Source organism: Alcanivorax sp. REN37, from assembly GCF_041102775.1.
Lineage (GTDB): Bacteria > Pseudomonadota > Gammaproteobacteria > Pseudomonadales > Alcanivoracaceae > Isoalcanivorax > Isoalcanivorax beigongshangi.
In genome coordinates this window covers 1-15,682 of the sequence record NZ_JBGCUO010000004.1, presented here as the reverse complement: position 1 = coordinate 15,682, position 15,682 = coordinate 1, and the positions used below count along the sequence as shown (strand labels likewise).

The window sequence follows — 15,682 nt, the reverse complement described above, 5'->3', positions numbered from 1 at the left end:
GTACCGTTGGCGCCGGCGTTGTGGCGAAGATCATCGCCTAAGTTTTAGAGTTGTCGTGAAGTAGTACGCTGGCCGGGCAGCGCCCGGTCAGCGGTTTCAAGATCATCAAGGTTTACGTTACAGGCCAGTAGTTCAATTGGTAGAGCACCGGTCTCCAAAACCGGGGGTTGGGGGTTCGAGTCCCTCCTGGCCTGCCATATTCTCCCAGCGCGGCAGCGATTGGCGGAGTCATCGAAATGAGTGAAAAAGCAGAGGCCCGTACCGGTGCGTCCCCGCTAGAGGCTATCAAGTGGGCGGTGGTGGTCGCGCTGATCGCCGTGGCGGTGTGGGGCAACAGTTTCTACTCCGACATTTCACCGCTGTACCGCTTCCTTGCCATCGGGGCCATCGCGGCTGTAGCAGCCTTTGTTGCGCTGCAAACCATCCAGGGACGTGCCTTCAACCAGCTGCGCAAAGACGCGATGGTGGAGATGCGGCGGGTGGTGTGGCCAACACGCCAGGAAACAGTCCAGACCACGCTGATCGTGCTGGTGTTCGTACTGTTCGTATCCCTGTTGCTGTTCTTCTTCGACTGGGTGCTGAGCAGTCTCGTATCAATGGTTATTGGATAAGGGGCAAGCATGGCCAAGCGCTGGTATGTAGTGCATGCCTATTCCGGCTTTGAGAAATACGTCAAGCGGGCACTGGAAGACCGCGTGAAGATGCGGGGCATGGAAGAGTTTTTCGGCGACATCCTAGTTCCTACCGAAGAAGTGGTGGAGATCAAGGGTGGCCAGAAGCGTAAGTCCGAGCGGAAGTTCTTCCCGGGTTATGTGCTGGTGCAGATGGAAATGAACGAAGGCACCTGGCACTTGATCAAGGAGACACCGAAGGTGATGGGCTTCATCGGCGGTACGCCGGATAAGCCCTCTCCCATCACTGAGCGCGAAGCTGCAGCGATTCTGCGCCGCCTCGATGACAGTGTGGACAAGCCCAAGCCGAAGACATTGTTTGAGCCGGGTGAAGTGGTGCGCGTGGCAGATGGCCCGTTCGCAGACTTCAACGGTGTGGTTGAAGAAGTGAATTACGAAAAGAGCCGGCTGCAAGTGGCTGTACTTATTTTCGGTCGTTCCACCCCGGTGGAGCTGGAATTCGGTCAGGTCGAGAAAACCTGATCTTGGAGCCCTGGTCGCCGTTGGCGGCCGGGGCGTTTGCAAACCTCAGGGGAGCCGATGCCCGCCCGGGCTACGCGTTTGAACCCAAGGGAGTTATCTCATGGCCAAGAAGATTCAGGCGTACATCAAGCTGCAAGTTGCAGCCGGTGCCGCAAACCCGAGCCCGCCGGTTGGTCCGGCTCTCGGTCAGCACGGTGTGAACATCATGGAGTTCTGCAAAGCGTTTAACGCGCAGACCCAAGAGCTGGAGAAGGGCGCTCCGATCCCGGTGGTTATCACTGTATACAGCGACCGTTCCTTTACCTTCGTGATGAAGACCCCGCCGGCGGCCTATCTGCTGAAAAAAGCAGCGGGTGTGAAGTCCGGTTCTGGTGTGCCGAACAAGAACAAGGTGGGCAAGGTTACCCGCGCCCAGCTGGAAGAGATCGCCACCACCAAGCGTCCTGACCTGACAGCAGCCGATATGGATGCTGCTGTACGCACGCTGGCAGGCTCTGCCCGTTCCATGGGTCTTGAGGTGGAGAACTGATCATGTCCAAGCTGACTAAGCGCGAGCGCGCCATCCGTGAAAAAATTGTCGCTGGCAAGCAGTACGCCATCGACGACGCAGTGACTCTGCTGACTGAACTGTCCACCGTGAAGTTCAAAGAGTCCATCGACGTAGCGATCAACCTCGGTGTTGATCCGCGCAAATCCGACCAAAACGTGCGTGGCGCCTCGGTGCTGCCCCACGGTACCGGCAAGACTGTGCGTGTTGCTGTGTTTGCCCAAGGCGCAAACGCTGATGCTGCCCGCGAAGCCGGTGCTGATGTGGTCGGTTTTGAAGACCTGGCTGAGCAGGTTCAGGGCGGTGAAATCAACTTTGACGTGGTTATCGCTACTCCCGACGCCATGCGCGTTGTGGGCCGTCTGGGTACCATCCTTGGTCCGCGTGGCCTGATGCCGAACCCGAAAGTCGGCACCGTGACCCCGGATGTTGTGACGGCGGTGAAAAACGCCAAAGGCGGTCAGGTGCGCTACCGCACCGACAAAGGCGGCATCATCCACTGTGTAGTGGGTCAGGTTGGCTTTGACGCCAACGCCATCAAGGAAAACGTCGAAGCGCTGATCGCTGATCTGCGTAAGATCAAGCCGGCGTCTTCCAAGGGTGTTTACCTGAAGAAGGTCACTCTCTCCACCACCATGGGCCCTGGCCTGGCGGTGGACATGGCGACCCTGGTTATCTGATTAAAAGGTTTCAACTGGCCGGTCGGGCTGCCCGACCGGCCCTTTGACTTTGATCCCGGCTCTGCCGGGGCGTCAAAGACCACAGGCGTCCTTCGGGACTTAATACTCCAGCCTGCGCAGACGCGGTGTGGTTCAAGAGCTGTTGCAGCTCCCGTCCCCCGCGACGGAAGACAGTAATGTCTTCACCCTGGGAGGTCGATCTTTGGATCGGCTGGTTCAACTGAGGAGATGCACAGTGACTCTGAAGCTTGAAGACAAGAAGGTCATTGTCGCAGAGGTCAATGACGCTGCGTCCAATGCCTTCTCCGCTGTGGTCGCCGACTACCGTGGCCTGACCGTGGGGCAGATGACTGCTCTGCGTGCCAAGGCGCGGGAATCCAACGTTTACCTGCGTATTGTCCGTAATACCTTGGCGCGTCGTGCGCTGGAAGGTACTGCGTTCGAAACGCTGAACGAAACGCTGGTCGGTCCGACCATCATCGGTCTTTCAATGTCTGAGAACGACATGGGCGCCGCTGCCCGCCTGTTCTCTGATTTCAGCAAGGACAACAAAGCACTTGAGCTGAAGTCCGGTGCGTACGACGGCAAGCTGTTCGTCGGCGCAGAACTGGATGTATTGGCCAAGCTGCCGAACCGCGAACAGGCTCTGACCATGCTGGTCTCCGTCCTGCAGGCGCCGGTGTCCAAGCTGGGCCGTCTGCTGACGGCACTGAAAGAAAAGAACGAAGAGCAGGCAGCCTGATCGCTGCTTGATCCACACCTGAAAAGATCCTGGAGAATTTGAAATGGCAATGTCCAAAGAAGATATCCTGAATGCAGTGGCCGAACTGTCCGTTCTGGAACTGGTTGAGCTGATCTCCGCATTCGAAGAGAAGTTTGACGTGTCTGCTGCTGCTGTCGCTGTAGCGGCTGCTCCGGGCGCTGGCGCTGCTGCTGCCGCTGAAGAGCAAACCGAGTTCAACGTTGTACTGACCGGCTTCGGCGACAAGAAAGTCGGCGTGATCAAGGCAGTCCGCGAAGCAACCGGCCTGGGCCTGAAGGAAGCCAAAGACATGGTAGAAGGCGTGCCGGCTACCGTGAAAGAAGGCGTTTCCAAAGCCGAAGCCGAAGATCTGAAGAAAAAGATCGAAGAAGCTGGCGGTACCGTCGAGGTCAAGTAAGCGCCGATGCGCTTGCGTCTTTCCGAAATCCGGGAAGACACCGGCTGGCAGCCCTGTTTGGCTGCCAGCCTTTTGTCGTTTCTGATCAAGTCTTGACGCTGGCGGAAACCTCGTCAGCCGCGGCCGTAGAGCTTCAAAACCGGAGTCTCAGCGGATGCGTGACGGCCGGTGCCGTGAAGCATCGGGGCAGGCCGGTAGCCTGCACACCAGCACGTAATCGTGTAATGCGTCGCGTGACCATGCGACCGTTTCAACAGCCGAGGAACGCAGATGGCATACTCATTTACTGAGAAAAAGCGGATCCGCAAGAATTTCGGCAAGCTCCCTAAGGTGATGGAGGTTCCCTACCTCCTCGCGATCCAGCTTGATTCGTACCGCTCTTTCCTGCAGCAGGATAAGGGCAGCGAGTCACGGGATCCGATCGGCCTGGAAGCTGCCTTCAAGTCCGTATTCCCAATTTCCAGCTATTCCGGCAACGCGGCGCTGGAGTATGCCGGTTATGAACTCGGCAAACCTGTGTTTGACGTGAAAGAATGCATGCTGCGTGGGGCGACCTATGCGGCACCGCTGCGCGTGCGCATTCGTCTGGTGATCTACGACCGTGAGTCGTCCGGCGCGATCAAAGACATCCGCGAGCAGCAGGTTTACATGGGCGAAATTCCGCTCATGACCGAAAACGGTACCTTCATCATCAACGGTACCGAGCGCGTTATCGTGTCTCAGCTGCACCGCTCTCCGGGCGTGTTCTTCGACCACGACAAGGGCAAGACCCACAGCTCCGGCAAGCTGCTGTATTCCGCGCGCGTGATTCCCTACCGTGGCTCCTGGCTCGACTTCGAGTTCGACCCGAAGGATCAGGTGTTCGTCCGGATCGACCGTCGCCGCAAACTGCCGGCCACGGTGCTGCTGCGTGCGCTGGGCTACAACTCCGACGAAATTCTGTCGATGTTCTTCGACACCAACCAGATCGTTAACGATAAGGGCGTGTACAAAGTGCGCCTGATCGCAGAGCGTCTGCGCGGTGAAACCGCCACGTTCGACATCATGGCGGGCGACAAGGTCGTGGTTGAAATCGGTCGCCGGATTACCGCGCGCCACATCCGCGAGCTTGAAAAAGCCAACATTGAATATCTGGAAATTCCGGCCGAGTACCTGCATGGCAAGGTGCTGGCGCATTCCATCATCAACCAGGACACTGGTGAAATCCTGATGGAGTGCAACACCGAGCTGACCGCCGATGTGCTGGCCAAGCTCGATAAAGCCGGGGTCACCGAGTTCGAAACCCTGTACACCAACGACCTCGATCATGGCGCGTTCATGTCGGACACGCTGCGTTCCGATGCGACCCGCAGCCAACTCGAAGCGCTGGTGGAAATCTACCGCATGATGCGCCCGGGCGAGCCGCCTACTAAGGACGCCGCGGAGAACCTGTTCCGCAACCTGTTCTTCACTGAGGAGCGCTACGACCTTTCCGGCGTTGGCCGCATGAAGTTCAACCGCCGTCTGGGCCGCGAAGAAATCATCGGTCCGGGCATCCTCTACGATGGCCGTTACTTCAGCCAACGTAACGATGAGGAAGGCAAGCGCTTCTTCGAGGAAGTGGGCGACGGTGTTTCCGATATTGTTGACGTGATCCGCACGCTGGTGGACATCCGTAACGGCCACGGCATCGTTGACGACATCGACCACCTCGGTAACCGCCGGGTGCGTTCCGTGGGCGAGATGGCGGAGAACCAGTTCCGCGTCGGCTTGGTGCGTGTTGAGCGCGCCGTCAAGGAGCGCCTGTCGCTGGCGGAGTCCGAAGGGCTGATGCCGCAGGACCTGATCAACGCCAAGCCGGTGGCAGCGGCGGTGAAGGAGTTCTTCGGCTCGTCCCAGCTGTCCCAGTTCATGGACCAGAACAACCCGCTGTCCGAGATCACCCACAAGCGTCGTGTTTCTGCGTTGGGCCCAGGCGGTCTGACCCGTGAGCGTGCCGGCTTTGAAGTGCGTGACGTGCACCCGACCCACTACGGTCGCGTGTGCCCGATTGAGACGCCGGAAGGTCCGAACATCGGTTTGATCAACTCGCTGGCCACCTACGCCCGCACCAACAGCTACGGCTTCCTCGAGAGCCCGTACCGCAAGGTGATCAACGGCCAGGTGACCGACGACATCGAGTACCTGTCTGCGATCGAAGAAGCTGAGTGCGTGATTGCGCAGGCGGATTCCTTGATCGAAGGCGGCCGCTTCGTGGAAGAGTTCGTGACCGTACGTCACCACGATGAATTCACCGTGATGGCGCCGGAACAGATCACCCACATGGACGTCTCCCCGCACCAGGTGGTGTCGGTGGCGGCGGCGCTGATCCCGTTCCTCGAGCACGATGATGCGAACCGCGCCTTGATGGGTTCCAACATGCAGCGCCAAGCGGTGCCGACCTTGCGTGCTGAAAAGCCGCTGGTGGGAACCGGCATGGAGCGCAACGTTGCCCGTGACTCCGGTGTGTGTGTGGTGGCACGTCGTGGCGGTGTGATCGACAAGGTCGACGCCAGCCGTGTGATCGTGAAGGTGTACGACGCCGAAATCGCCGAGGGCGAAGCCGGTGTGGACATCTACAACCTCACCAAATACACCCGCTCGAACCAGAACACCTGCATTAACCAGCGTCCGCTGGTGAACGTAGGTGACAAGGTCGAGCGTGGCGACATTCTGGCTGACGGCCCGTCCACCGATATGGGTGAGCTGGCGCTGGGTCAGAACATGCGCGTCGCGTTCATGCCTTGGAACGGCTACAACTTCGAGGACTCCATCCTCATTTCCGAGAAGGTGGTACGTGAAGACCGCTTCACCACCATCCACATCCAGGAACTGACCTGTGTGGCGCGCGACACCAAGCTGGGGCCGGAAGAAATCACTTCCGATATTCCCAACGTCGGTGAAGCAGCGCTGTCGAAGCTGGATGAGTCCGGGATCGTCTACATCGGTGCGGAAGTCAGCGCCGGCGACATCCTGGTCGGCAAGGTCACGCCGAAGGGCGAAACCCAGCTGACCCCGGAAGAAAAACTGCTGCGCGCGATCTTTGGCGAGAAAGCCTCTGACGTGAAGGACACCTCCCTGCGTGTGTCGTCCGGCGTCAAGGGCACCGTCATCGACGTGCAGGTGTTCACCCGCGACGGCGTTGAGAAAGACGAGCGCGCCAAGCAGATCGAGCAGATGCAACTCGACCAGTTCCGCAAGGACCTGAAAGACGAGTACCGCATCCTTGAGCTCGACATGCTGGAGCGTCTGCGCCGTGAGTTGCTGGGCAAGAAGGTCAACGGTGGTGCTGGCCTCAAGCGTGGCACCGAACTGACCGACGCCATCCTCGACGACCTCAAGGCTGAGCAGTGGTTCGAACTGCGTCCGGCTGATGATGAGTTGGCCGAGCAGTTGGAGCGCGCCCAGCAATACCTGGAAGCGCACAAGAAAGAGCAGGAAGAGCGCTTCAAGGACAAGCAGGGCAAGATCACCGGCGGCGACGACCTCGCTCACGGCGTGATGAAGATCGTCAAGGTCTACCTGGCTATCAAACGGCGCATTCAGCCGGGCGATAAAATGGCTGGCCGTCACGGTAACAAGGGTGTGATCTCCGTGATCATGCCGGAAGAGGACATGCCGCACGATGAGAACGGCGTGCCGGTGGACCTGGTGCTCAACCCGCTCGGCGTACCGTCGCGGATGAACATCGGCCAGATTCTCGAAACCCACCTTGGCTGGGCCGCCCGCGGCCTTGGCGAGCGGATCGGTGAAATGATCGATCAGCAGCGCAAGGTAGAGGAAGTGCGTGAGTTCTTGGAGCGCATCTACAACGAGACCGGTGATGTCCACAATCCGGAAGATCTGACGCTGTTCAGCGACGAGGAAATTGTCGAGCTGGCCAACAACCTGCGTGACGGTGTGCCGATGGCCACCCCGGTATTTGACGGTGCGCAGGAAGTGGAAGTCGATAAGTTGCTCGAGCTGGCAGGCATGGATCCGTCCGGCCAAGTGCAGCTGTGGGATGGTCGTACCGGCGATGCCTTCGATCGCAAGGTGACCGTCGGCTACATGTACATGCTCAAGCTGAACCACTTGGTGGATGACAAGATGCACGCCCGCTCCACCGGTTCCTACTCGCTTGTGACCCAGCAGCCGCTGGGTGGTAAGGCGCAGTTCGGGGGCCAGCGTTTCGGGGAGATGGAAGTGTGGGCGCTGGAAGCTTATGGCGCAGCCTACACCCTGCAGGAAATGCTGACGGTGAAGTCGGACGATGTGAATGGGCGTACGCGCATTTACAAAAACATCGTCGATGGCGATCACCGGATGGATCCTGGCATGCCGGAATCCTTCAACGTACTGCTGAAAGAAATCCGTTCTCTGGGCATCAATATCGAGCTGGAAAACGACTGATCCGGGTTCCCCGGATCAGCTTTCCCCGGATAGAACGCGTCGCGAGTTAACACTCCTGTTGGAGGACTGGCCTTGAAAGACTTGCTTAATCTTTTGAAGAATCAGGGACAAGTCACTGAGTTCGACAAACTTAAGATCGGTTTGGCGCCGCCGGACCTGATCCGTTCTTGGTCTTTTGGCGAAGTGAAAAAGCCGGAGACCATCAACTACCGTACCTTTAAGCCGGAACGGGATGGCCTGTTCTGTGCGCGCATTTTTGGTCCGATCAAGGACTACGAATGCCTGTGCGGCAAGTACAAGCGCCTGAAGCACCGCGGTGTGATCTGCGAGAAGTGCGGCGTTGAAGTGACGTTGTCCAAAGTGCGCCGCGAGCGCATGGGCCATATTGAGCTGGCCAGCCCGGTCGCGCACATCTGGTTCCTGAAGTCACTGCCGTCCCGCATCGGCCTGATGCTGGATATGACCCTGCGCGACATTGAGCGGGTGCTGTACTTCGAATCCTTCGTGGTGGTCGAGCCGGGCATGACCGACCTTGAGAAAGGTCAGCTGCTGTCCGACGAAGAGTACTTCGAGAAGCTGGAAGAGTTCGGCGATGAGTTCGATGCCCGCATGGGTGCCGAAGCCGTCCAGTACCTGCTGGCTGACCTCGATCTGGAAGACGAAATCGCCACCCTGCGTCAGGAAATCGAGTCCACCGGCTCGGATACCAAGCTCAAAAAGCTGTCCAAGCGCACCAAGCTGATGGAAGCCTTCCAGGCGTCGGGCAACCGCCCGGAGTGGATGATCATGACGGTGCTGCCGGTGTTGCCGCCGGACCTGCGTCCGCTGGTGCCGCTGGACGGCGGTCGCTTCGCCACCTCGGACCTGAACGATCTGTACCGCCGCGTGATCAACCGCAACAACCGCCTCAAGCGGCTGCTGGATCTGGCGGCGCCGGACATCATCGTGCGCAACGAAAAGCGCATGCTGCAGGAAGCGGTGGATGCGCTGCTGGACAACGGCCGCCGTGGCCGTGCCATCACCGGTTCTAACAAGCGCCCGCTGAAGTCCTTGGCCGACATGATCAAGGGCAAGCAGGGTCGTTTCCGTCAGAACCTGCTCGGTAAGCGAGTGGACTACTCCGGTCGTTCGGTGATCGTGGTGGGCCCGACCCTGAAGCTGCACGAGTGTGGGCTGCCGAAGAAGATGGCGCTGGAGCTGTTCAAGCCGTTCATCTTCGCCAAGCTGGAGCAGCGCGGCCTGGCCACCACCATCAAGGCGGCCAAGAAGATGGTTGAGCGCGAAACCGCTGAGGTGTGGGACATCCTCGCCGAAGTGATTCGCGAGCACCCGGTACTGCTGAACCGTGCGCCGACCCTTCACCGCCTTGGTATCCAGGCGTTCGAGCCGGTGCTGATTGAAGGTAAGGCAATCCAGCTGCACCCGCTGGTGTGTGCTGCGTTCAACGCTGACTTTGACGGTGACCAGATGGCGGTGCACGTACCGCTGACCCTGGAAGCCCAGCTCGAAGCTCGCGCGCTGATGATGTCCACCAACAACATCCTGTCGCCGGCGAGCGGTGAGCCGATCATCGTGCCGACCCAGGACGTAGTATTGGGCCTGTACTACATCACCCGTGACCGTGTGAACGGCAAGGGTGAGGGCATGTCGTTCGCTGACACCCGTGAAGTCGGCCGCGCGCTGGCCAGCGGTGCCATCGACCTGCATGCGCGGATCAAGGTGCGCATCAACGAAGCGGTGATCGACCAAGACGGCAACATCGTGCAGCAGACCTTCATGGCCGACACCACCGCCGGTCGCTGCAAGCTGTGGGAAATCGTGCCGCGCGGCATCGGTTTCGAAGCCGTGAACCAGGCGATGACCAAGAAGGCGGTATCGCGCCTGCTGAACCAGTGCTACCGCCTGCTGGGCACTAAGCAGACCTGTATCTTCGCTGACCAGCTGATGTACCTCGGCTTCCGCGAGGCCACCTACTCGGGCTCCTCTGTGGGCATTGAGGACATGGTGATCCCGGCCGAAAAAGCCGACATCCTGGCGAAGGCTGAAGACGAGATCCGCGAGATCGAGGAGCAGTTTGCTTCCGGTTTGGTAACCCGCGGTGAGCGTTACAACAAGGTGATCGATATTTGGTCGCGCACCAACGACCTGATCGCCAAAGCGATGATGGACAACCTCAAAACCGAGGTGGTGATCAACCGTGAGGGCAAGGAAGAGCTGCAAAGCTCCTTCAACTCGATCTGGATGATGGCCGACTCCGGTGCGCGGGGTTCCGCAGCGCAGATCCGCCAGTTGGCGGGCATGCGTGGCCTGATGGCCAAGCCGGACGGCTCCATCATCGAAACGCCGATCACCTCCAACTTCCGTGAAGGCTTGAACGTACTGCAGTACTTCATCTCCACCCACGGCGCGCGGAAGGGTCTGGCGGATACCGCACTGAAAACCGCGAACTCCGGTTACCTGACCCGTCGTTTGGTGGACGTGGCGCAGGATCTGGTAGTGACCGAGGAAGACTGCGGCACCGAGCAGGGCGTACTGATGACCCCGCTGATCGAAGGCGGTGACGTTGTTGAGCCGCTGCGCGATCGCGTACTGGGCCGCGTTGCGGCGCTGGACGTGCTCAAGCCGGGCACCGAGGAAGTGCTGGTGGAAGCCGGTACCTTGCTCGACGAAGCCTGGGTTGATCTGCTGGAAGAGAATGCGGTTGACGAGTTGCGGGTGCGCTCGGCGATCACCTGTGCCACCCGCTACGGCGTGTGTGCCCAGTGCTACGGCCGTGACTTGGCCCGTGGCCACCGCATTAACATCGGTGAGGCGGTGGGTGTCATTGCGGCACAGTCCATCGGTGAGCCGGGTACTCAGCTGACCATGCGGACCTTCCACATCGGTGGTGCGGCGAGCCGGGCCTCTGCGGTATCCAGCATCCAGATCAAGCATGGCGGTACCGTACGCCTGCACAACATCAAAACCGTGAGCCACAAGGACGGCTTGGTTGCCGTGTCCCGGTCCGGTGAGTTGGCGGTGGCTGACGAGTTGGGTCGTGAGCGCGAGCGCTACAAGCTGCCTTACGGTGCCACCATCACCGCGCGTGATGGCGACGTAGTGCAGGGCGGCCAGGTTGTAGCCACTTGGGACCCGCACACCCACCCGATCATCGTAGAGGTGGAAGGGCGTGTGCAGTTCGGCGACATGGAAGAAGGCATCACCGTGAACTACCAGACCGATGAACTGACCGGTCTGAGCATGGTGGAAGTGATCGACGCCAAAGATCGTCCGTCTGCAGGTAAAGACCTGCGTCCGGTGATCCGTATCTTGGATGCGAAAGGCAAGCCGGTCACCATGGCCAACTCCGACACCCCGGCACAGTACTTCCTGCCGGCGCTGGCGATGACTGCCCTGAAAGACGGTGCGGAAATCCAGGCGGGTGACGTGATTGCGCGGATTCCGCAGGAATCCTCCAAGACTCGTGACATCACCGGTGGTCTGCCGCGCGTGGCCGACCTGTTCGAAGCGCGTCAGCCGAAAGAAGCGGCTATCCTCGCCGAGAAATCCGGTGTGGTGTCGTTCGGTAAAGAAACCAAGGGCAAGGTGCGGCTGGTGATCACGCCGGATGGCGGTGGTGACGTTTACGAAGAACTGATCCACAAGTGGCGTCAGCTGAACGTGTTCGAAGGTGAGCACGTGAACCGCGGTGAGGTGATCTCCGACGGTCCGCTGAACCCCCACGATATCCTGCGTTTGCTGGGTCAAACCGAGTTGGCGCGCTACATCGTCAACGAAGTGCAGGAGGTTTACCGCCTGCAGGGTGTGAAGATCAACGACAAGCACATTGAAGTGATCATCCGCCAGATGCTGCGCAAGGTTGAGATCACTGAAGTGGGTGAGTCGTCCTTCATCAAGGGTGAGCAGGTCGAGCTGGCACGTGTGCTGGCAGAGATCGATCACCTGAAGGCGGATGACAAGATGCTGCCGCACTTCGACCGTTTGCTGCTGGGTATCACCAAGGCGTCCTTGGCGACCGAGTCCTTCATCTCCGCGGCCTCCTTCCAGGAGACCACCCGGGTGTTGACGGAAGCAGCGGTGACCGGCAAGGAAGATGGCCTGCGCGGCCTGAAGGAAAACGTGGTGGTGGGTCGACTGATTCCGGCCGGAACCGGTTACGCCTACCACGCGGAACGTCGTCGTCAGCGCGATCTGGCCCGGGGCCCGGTGGCACCGACGATGGACGAAGTGGAGCAGGCGTTGTCCGACGCTCTCAGCTTCTCTGACGAGAACTGAGGCCCGGCGGCCCTTTTAACGACATCGGGAAGGCCCCTGAAATCTTGACTTGCACAGGGGCCGGTCCCTACAATTCGCACCCTTTCGGGTGACGGGTTGTGGGTCATCCCGGTCACCGTCACGAAATAGTAAGCGTGGAGCGTTAGTTTTCATGTCAACCGTAAACCAGCTGGTGCGCAAGCCGCGCAAGAGCAAGGTAGAGAAAAGCGACTCAGTTGCCCTGCAGGGCAACCCGCAGCGCCGCGGTGTGTGCACCCGTGTGTACACCACCACCCCGAAAAAGCCGAACTCGGCGCTGCGTAAGGTGTGCCGTGTGCGCCTGACCAACGGCTACGAAGTCAGCTCCTACATCGGTGGTGAAGGCCACAACTTGCAAGAGCACTCCGTGGTACTGATCCGCGGCGGCCGTGTGAAGGACTTGCCGGGTGTGCGTTACCACACCGTGCGCGGCACCCTGGACACCGCCGGTGTGAACGGTCGCAAACAGCGTCGTTCCAAATACGGCGCCAAGCGTCCGAAGAAATAACAGCGACCGGCGTAGGACGGTGCTGACCAGATGTTCTGGCAGAGATGCTGGACATTTGCGTACATGGGGCAAGTTGCCCCTTCAGACTACGGCGGGTTTGCCCGCTAGTGGGATGAGTAAGGTCGGGTAGCCATGGGGCTGGCCCGGTTAACCCTGAAGCATTCCCCGCCCGCGGGGTTGTAGAGGAAGACATCCAATGCCAAGACGTCGCGTCGTCGCCAAACGCGAGATTCTGCCGGATCCGAAATTCGGATCCCAGTTGCTCGCTAAGTTCATGAACCACGTAATGGAATCCGGTAAGAAGTCCGTCGCTGAGCGGATTGTGTACGGTGCCCTTGAGGTGGTTGAAGAGCGTAAGAAGTCCGACCCGCTTGAGTTCTTCGAGAAAGCCCTCGATGGCATCCGTCCGATGGTGGAGGTGAAGTCCCGCCGTGTTGGTGGTGCGACTTACCAAGTTCCGGTTGAAGTGCGCCCGAGTCGCCGTACTGCCCTGGCCATGCGCTGGCTGGTAGACGCTGCTCGCAAGCGTGGTGAGAAGAGCATGGCCGCCCGCCTGGCTGGCGAGATCATGGACGCCGCTGAAGGTAAGGGTTCTGCGGTCAGGAAGCGTGAAGATGTGCACCGTATGGCGGAGGCGAACAAAGCCTTCAGCCATTACCGTTTCTGATCGGAGCACGCTCTGCAACCGGCCTGGGAACAGGCCGGTTTTCGTATTTGCAGCAAGTATGACGTGAGGATAGAAACGTGGCTCGGAAGACTCCTCTGAATCGCTACAGAAACATCGGGATTAGTGCGCACATTGACGCGGGTAAGACCACCACGTCCGAGCGGATCCTGTTCTACACCGGTGTCTCCCACAAGCTGGGCGAGACCCACGACGGCGCGGCCACCATGGACTGGATGGAGCAGGAGCAGGAGCGGGGCATTACCATTACCTCGGCTGCGACCACCTGCTTCTGGAGTGGCATGGCCAAGCAATTCCCCGAGCACCGTATCAACGTGATCGATACCCCGGGGCACGTGGACTTCACCATTGAGGTGGAGCGTTCCATGCGTGTTCTCGACGGTGCGGTAATGGTGTACTGCGCCGTGGGCGGTGTGCAGCCGCAGTCCGAGACGGTATGGCGTCAGGCCAATAAGTACTCGGTGCCGCGCGTTGCATTCGTCAACAAAATGGACCGTACCGGCGCTAACTTCCTGCGCGTGGTTGAGCAAATGAAGGCGCGCCTGGGTGCCAACGCGGTGCCGCTGCAGCTGCCGATCGGCGCTGAAGATGGCTTCCAGGGTGTGGTCGATCTGGTCACCATGAAGGCGATCTACTGGCACGAAGAAGATCAGGGTCTGACCTTCGATCTGCAAGAGCCGCCGGCAGAAATGATGGATCAGTGCCTCGAGTACCGCGAGAAGCTGATCGAGACTGCTGCGGAAGCCACCGAAGAACTGATGGAAAAATACTTGGGTGGCGATGAGCTGACCGAGGAAGAAGTTCATGCGGCGCTGCGTCAGCGTGTGCTGGCGGGTGAGATTGTTCCGGCCATGTGTGGCTCTGCATTCCGTAACAAGGGTGTGCAGGCGATGCTGGACGCGGTGGTGCGCTACCTGCCGGCACCGGATGACGTTGAGTCCATCCGCGGTGAGTTGCCGAACGGTGAGCCGGCTGAGCGTCACTCTTCCGACGACGAACCGTTCTCCGCGCTGGCGTTCAAGATTGCTGCTGACCCGTTCGTGGGTTCGCTGACCTTTGTGCGCGTGTACTCCGGTGTGCTGAGCTCCGGTGAAACCGTGCTCAACGCCACCAAAGAGAAGCGCGAGCGCATTGGTCGTCTGCTGCAGATGCACGCCAACAGCCGTGAAGAGATCAAAGAAGTTCGCGCTGGCGATATCTGTGCCTGTGTGGGCCTGAAGGATGTCACCACCGGTGAAACCCTGTGTGCCATGGACAAGCCGATCGTGCTTGAGCGCATGGAATTCCCGGAGCCGGTGATCTCGGTGGCGGTTGAGCCGAAGTCCAAAGCGGACCAGGAAAAGATGGGTATCGCACTGAGTCGCCTGGCTCAGGAAGATCCGTCCTTCCGCGTGCATTCCGACGAAGAGTCCGGCCAGACCATCATCTCTGGCATGGGCGAGCTCCACCTTGAGATTCTCGTTGACCGTATGCGTCGCGAGTTCAACGTGGAAGCCAACATTGGCCAGCCGCAGGTGGCCTACCGCGAGACCATTACCAAGTCGGTGGAAGCCGAGGGTAAATTCGTCAAGCAGTCCGGTGGTCGTGGTCAGTACGGTCACGTACGCGTGCGCTTCGAAGCTCTGGGTGCGGACAACGAGGAAGAGTTCGTGTTCGTCGAAGAGATTCACGGCGGCGTGGTGCCGAAGGAATACTTTGGTGCCATCGAGAAGGGTATCCGTGATCAGCTGAAAGCGGGTGTCCTGGCTGGTTATCCGGTACTTGGTGTGAAGGCCGTGCTGTACGACGGTTCTTACCACGAGGTGGACTCCAACGAGAACGCATTCCGTATGGCCGGTGCTTTGTCCGTGCGCGAGGGTGTGATCAAGGCGGGTCCGGTTCTGCTCGAGCCGATGATGAAGGTCGAAGTGGAAACCCCGGAAGAGTACATGGGTGACATCATGGGTGACCTGAACCGTCGCCGCGGCATCGTCCAGGGCATGGAAGATCTGCCGGGCGGTGGTAAGCAGGTGCGCGCTGAGGTGCCCCTGTCAGAAATGTTCGGTTATGCCACGTCGCTGCGTTCCTCCTCCCAGGGCCGCGCGACCTACAGCATGGAGTTCGTCCGCTACGCGGAAACCCCGAACAACGTTGCCCAAGAAGTCATCAAGAGCCGGGGCTGATCGTCAGCCCCTGTTGAAGCAGAATTGATTTAGAGGAATATCGTCGTGGCAAAGGCTAAATTTGAGCGTTCCAAACCGCACTT

11 protein-coding genes and 1 tRNA gene are annotated in these 15,682 nt (G+C 59.6%); all 12 read left to right on the top strand.

All coding sequences use genetic code 11. The features are described 5' to 3' along the window. The first annotated feature begins 121 nt into the window (after positions 1-121). The 12 genes from AB5I84_RS13640 to fusA all read left to right on the top strand — a co-directional run bounded on the left by AB5I84_RS13640 (position 122) and on the right by fusA (position 15,599). Positions 122-197: transfer RNA gene (locus AB5I84_RS13640), tRNA-Trp, on the top strand. 39 nt (positions 198-236) lie between these two features. Beyond that, positions 237-611, top strand: coding sequence for a preprotein translocase subunit SecE (secE, locus tag AB5I84_RS13635; RefSeq protein WP_369456472.1), 375 nt, complete (start codon positions 237-239; stop codon positions 609-611). A gap of 9 nt (positions 612-620) precedes the next feature. Beyond that, positions 621-1,154: a transcription termination/antitermination protein NusG gene (nusG, locus tag AB5I84_RS13630; protein WP_369456471.1), complete on the top strand. Its 534-nt coding sequence runs from the start codon at positions 621-623 to the stop codon at positions 1,152-1,154. Between the two features lie 100 nt (positions 1,155-1,254). After that, a complete protein-coding gene (gene rplK / locus AB5I84_RS13625; protein ID WP_369456470.1) occupies positions 1,255-1,683 on the top strand; it encodes a 50S ribosomal protein L11 in 429 nt (142 codons plus the stop codon). 2 nt (positions 1,684-1,685) lie between these two features. Further along, positions 1,686-2,381: a 50S ribosomal protein L1 gene (gene rplA / locus AB5I84_RS13620; protein ID WP_369456469.1), complete on the top strand. Its 696-nt coding sequence runs from the start codon at positions 1,686-1,688 to the stop codon at positions 2,379-2,381. A gap of 235 nt (positions 2,382-2,616) precedes the next feature. Further along, complete coding sequence (gene rplJ / locus AB5I84_RS13615; RefSeq protein WP_369456468.1) at positions 2,617-3,123, top strand: 50S ribosomal protein L10; 507 nt, start codon at positions 2,617-2,619, stop codon at positions 3,121-3,123. Positions 3,124-3,166: 43 nt separating this feature from the next. Continuing rightward, entirely contained in the window at positions 3,167-3,541 is a 375-nt protein-coding gene (rplL, locus tag AB5I84_RS13610; protein WP_369456467.1) for a 50S ribosomal protein L7/L12, read from the top strand. 270 nt (positions 3,542-3,811) lie between these two features. Next, positions 3,812-7,951 carry a DNA-directed RNA polymerase subunit beta gene (rpoB, locus tag AB5I84_RS13605; RefSeq protein WP_369456466.1) on the top strand — a complete coding sequence of 1,380 codons (4,140 nt, stop codon included), beginning with the start codon at positions 3,812-3,814 and terminating at the stop codon, positions 7,949-7,951. 72 nt (positions 7,952-8,023) lie between these two features. Then, a complete protein-coding gene (gene rpoC, locus AB5I84_RS13600; protein WP_369456465.1) occupies positions 8,024-12,226 on the top strand; it encodes a DNA-directed RNA polymerase subunit beta' in 4,203 nt (1,400 codons plus the stop codon). A 151-nt stretch (positions 12,227-12,377) separates the two neighbouring features. Beyond that, on the top strand, positions 12,378-12,752 hold the full coding sequence (gene rpsL / locus AB5I84_RS13595; RefSeq protein WP_369456464.1) for a 30S ribosomal protein S12: 375 nt from the start codon (positions 12,378-12,380) through the stop codon (positions 12,750-12,752). A 196-nt stretch (positions 12,753-12,948) separates the two neighbouring features. Further along, complete coding sequence (gene rpsG / locus AB5I84_RS13590; RefSeq protein ID WP_369456463.1) at positions 12,949-13,419, top strand: 30S ribosomal protein S7; 471 nt, start codon at positions 12,949-12,951, stop codon at positions 13,417-13,419. 77 nt (positions 13,420-13,496) lie between these two features. Then, entirely contained in the window at positions 13,497-15,599 is a 2,103-nt protein-coding gene (gene fusA / locus AB5I84_RS13585; protein ID WP_369456462.1) for an elongation factor G, read from the top strand. Positions 15,600-15,682: the final 83 nt, after the last annotated feature.

What these genes read in the sequence shown, in the direction of transcription:
- rpsG (WP_369456463.1), top strand. Translation starts at nt 12,949, where the DNA reads ATGCCAAGACGTCGCGTCGTCGCCAAACGCGAGATTCTGCCGGATCCG.
- rpoB (WP_369456466.1), top strand. Translation starts at nt 3,812, where the DNA reads ATGGCATACTCATTTACTGAGAAAAAGCGGATCCGCAAGAATTTCGGC.
- rpsL (WP_369456464.1), top strand. Translation starts at nt 12,378, where the DNA reads ATGTCAACCGTAAACCAGCTGGTGCGCAAGCCGCGCAAGAGCAAGGTA.
- rplA (WP_369456469.1), top strand. Translation starts at nt 1,686, where the DNA reads ATGTCCAAGCTGACTAAGCGCGAGCGCGCCATCCGTGAAAAAATTGTC.
- nusG (WP_369456471.1), top strand. Translation starts at nt 621, where the DNA reads ATGGCCAAGCGCTGGTATGTAGTGCATGCCTATTCCGGCTTTGAGAAA.
- rplK (WP_369456470.1), top strand. Translation starts at nt 1,255, where the DNA reads ATGGCCAAGAAGATTCAGGCGTACATCAAGCTGCAAGTTGCAGCCGGT.
- secE (WP_369456472.1), top strand. Translation starts at nt 237, where the DNA reads ATGAGTGAAAAAGCAGAGGCCCGTACCGGTGCGTCCCCGCTAGAGGCT.
- rplL (WP_369456467.1), top strand. Translation starts at nt 3,167, where the DNA reads ATGGCAATGTCCAAAGAAGATATCCTGAATGCAGTGGCCGAACTGTCC.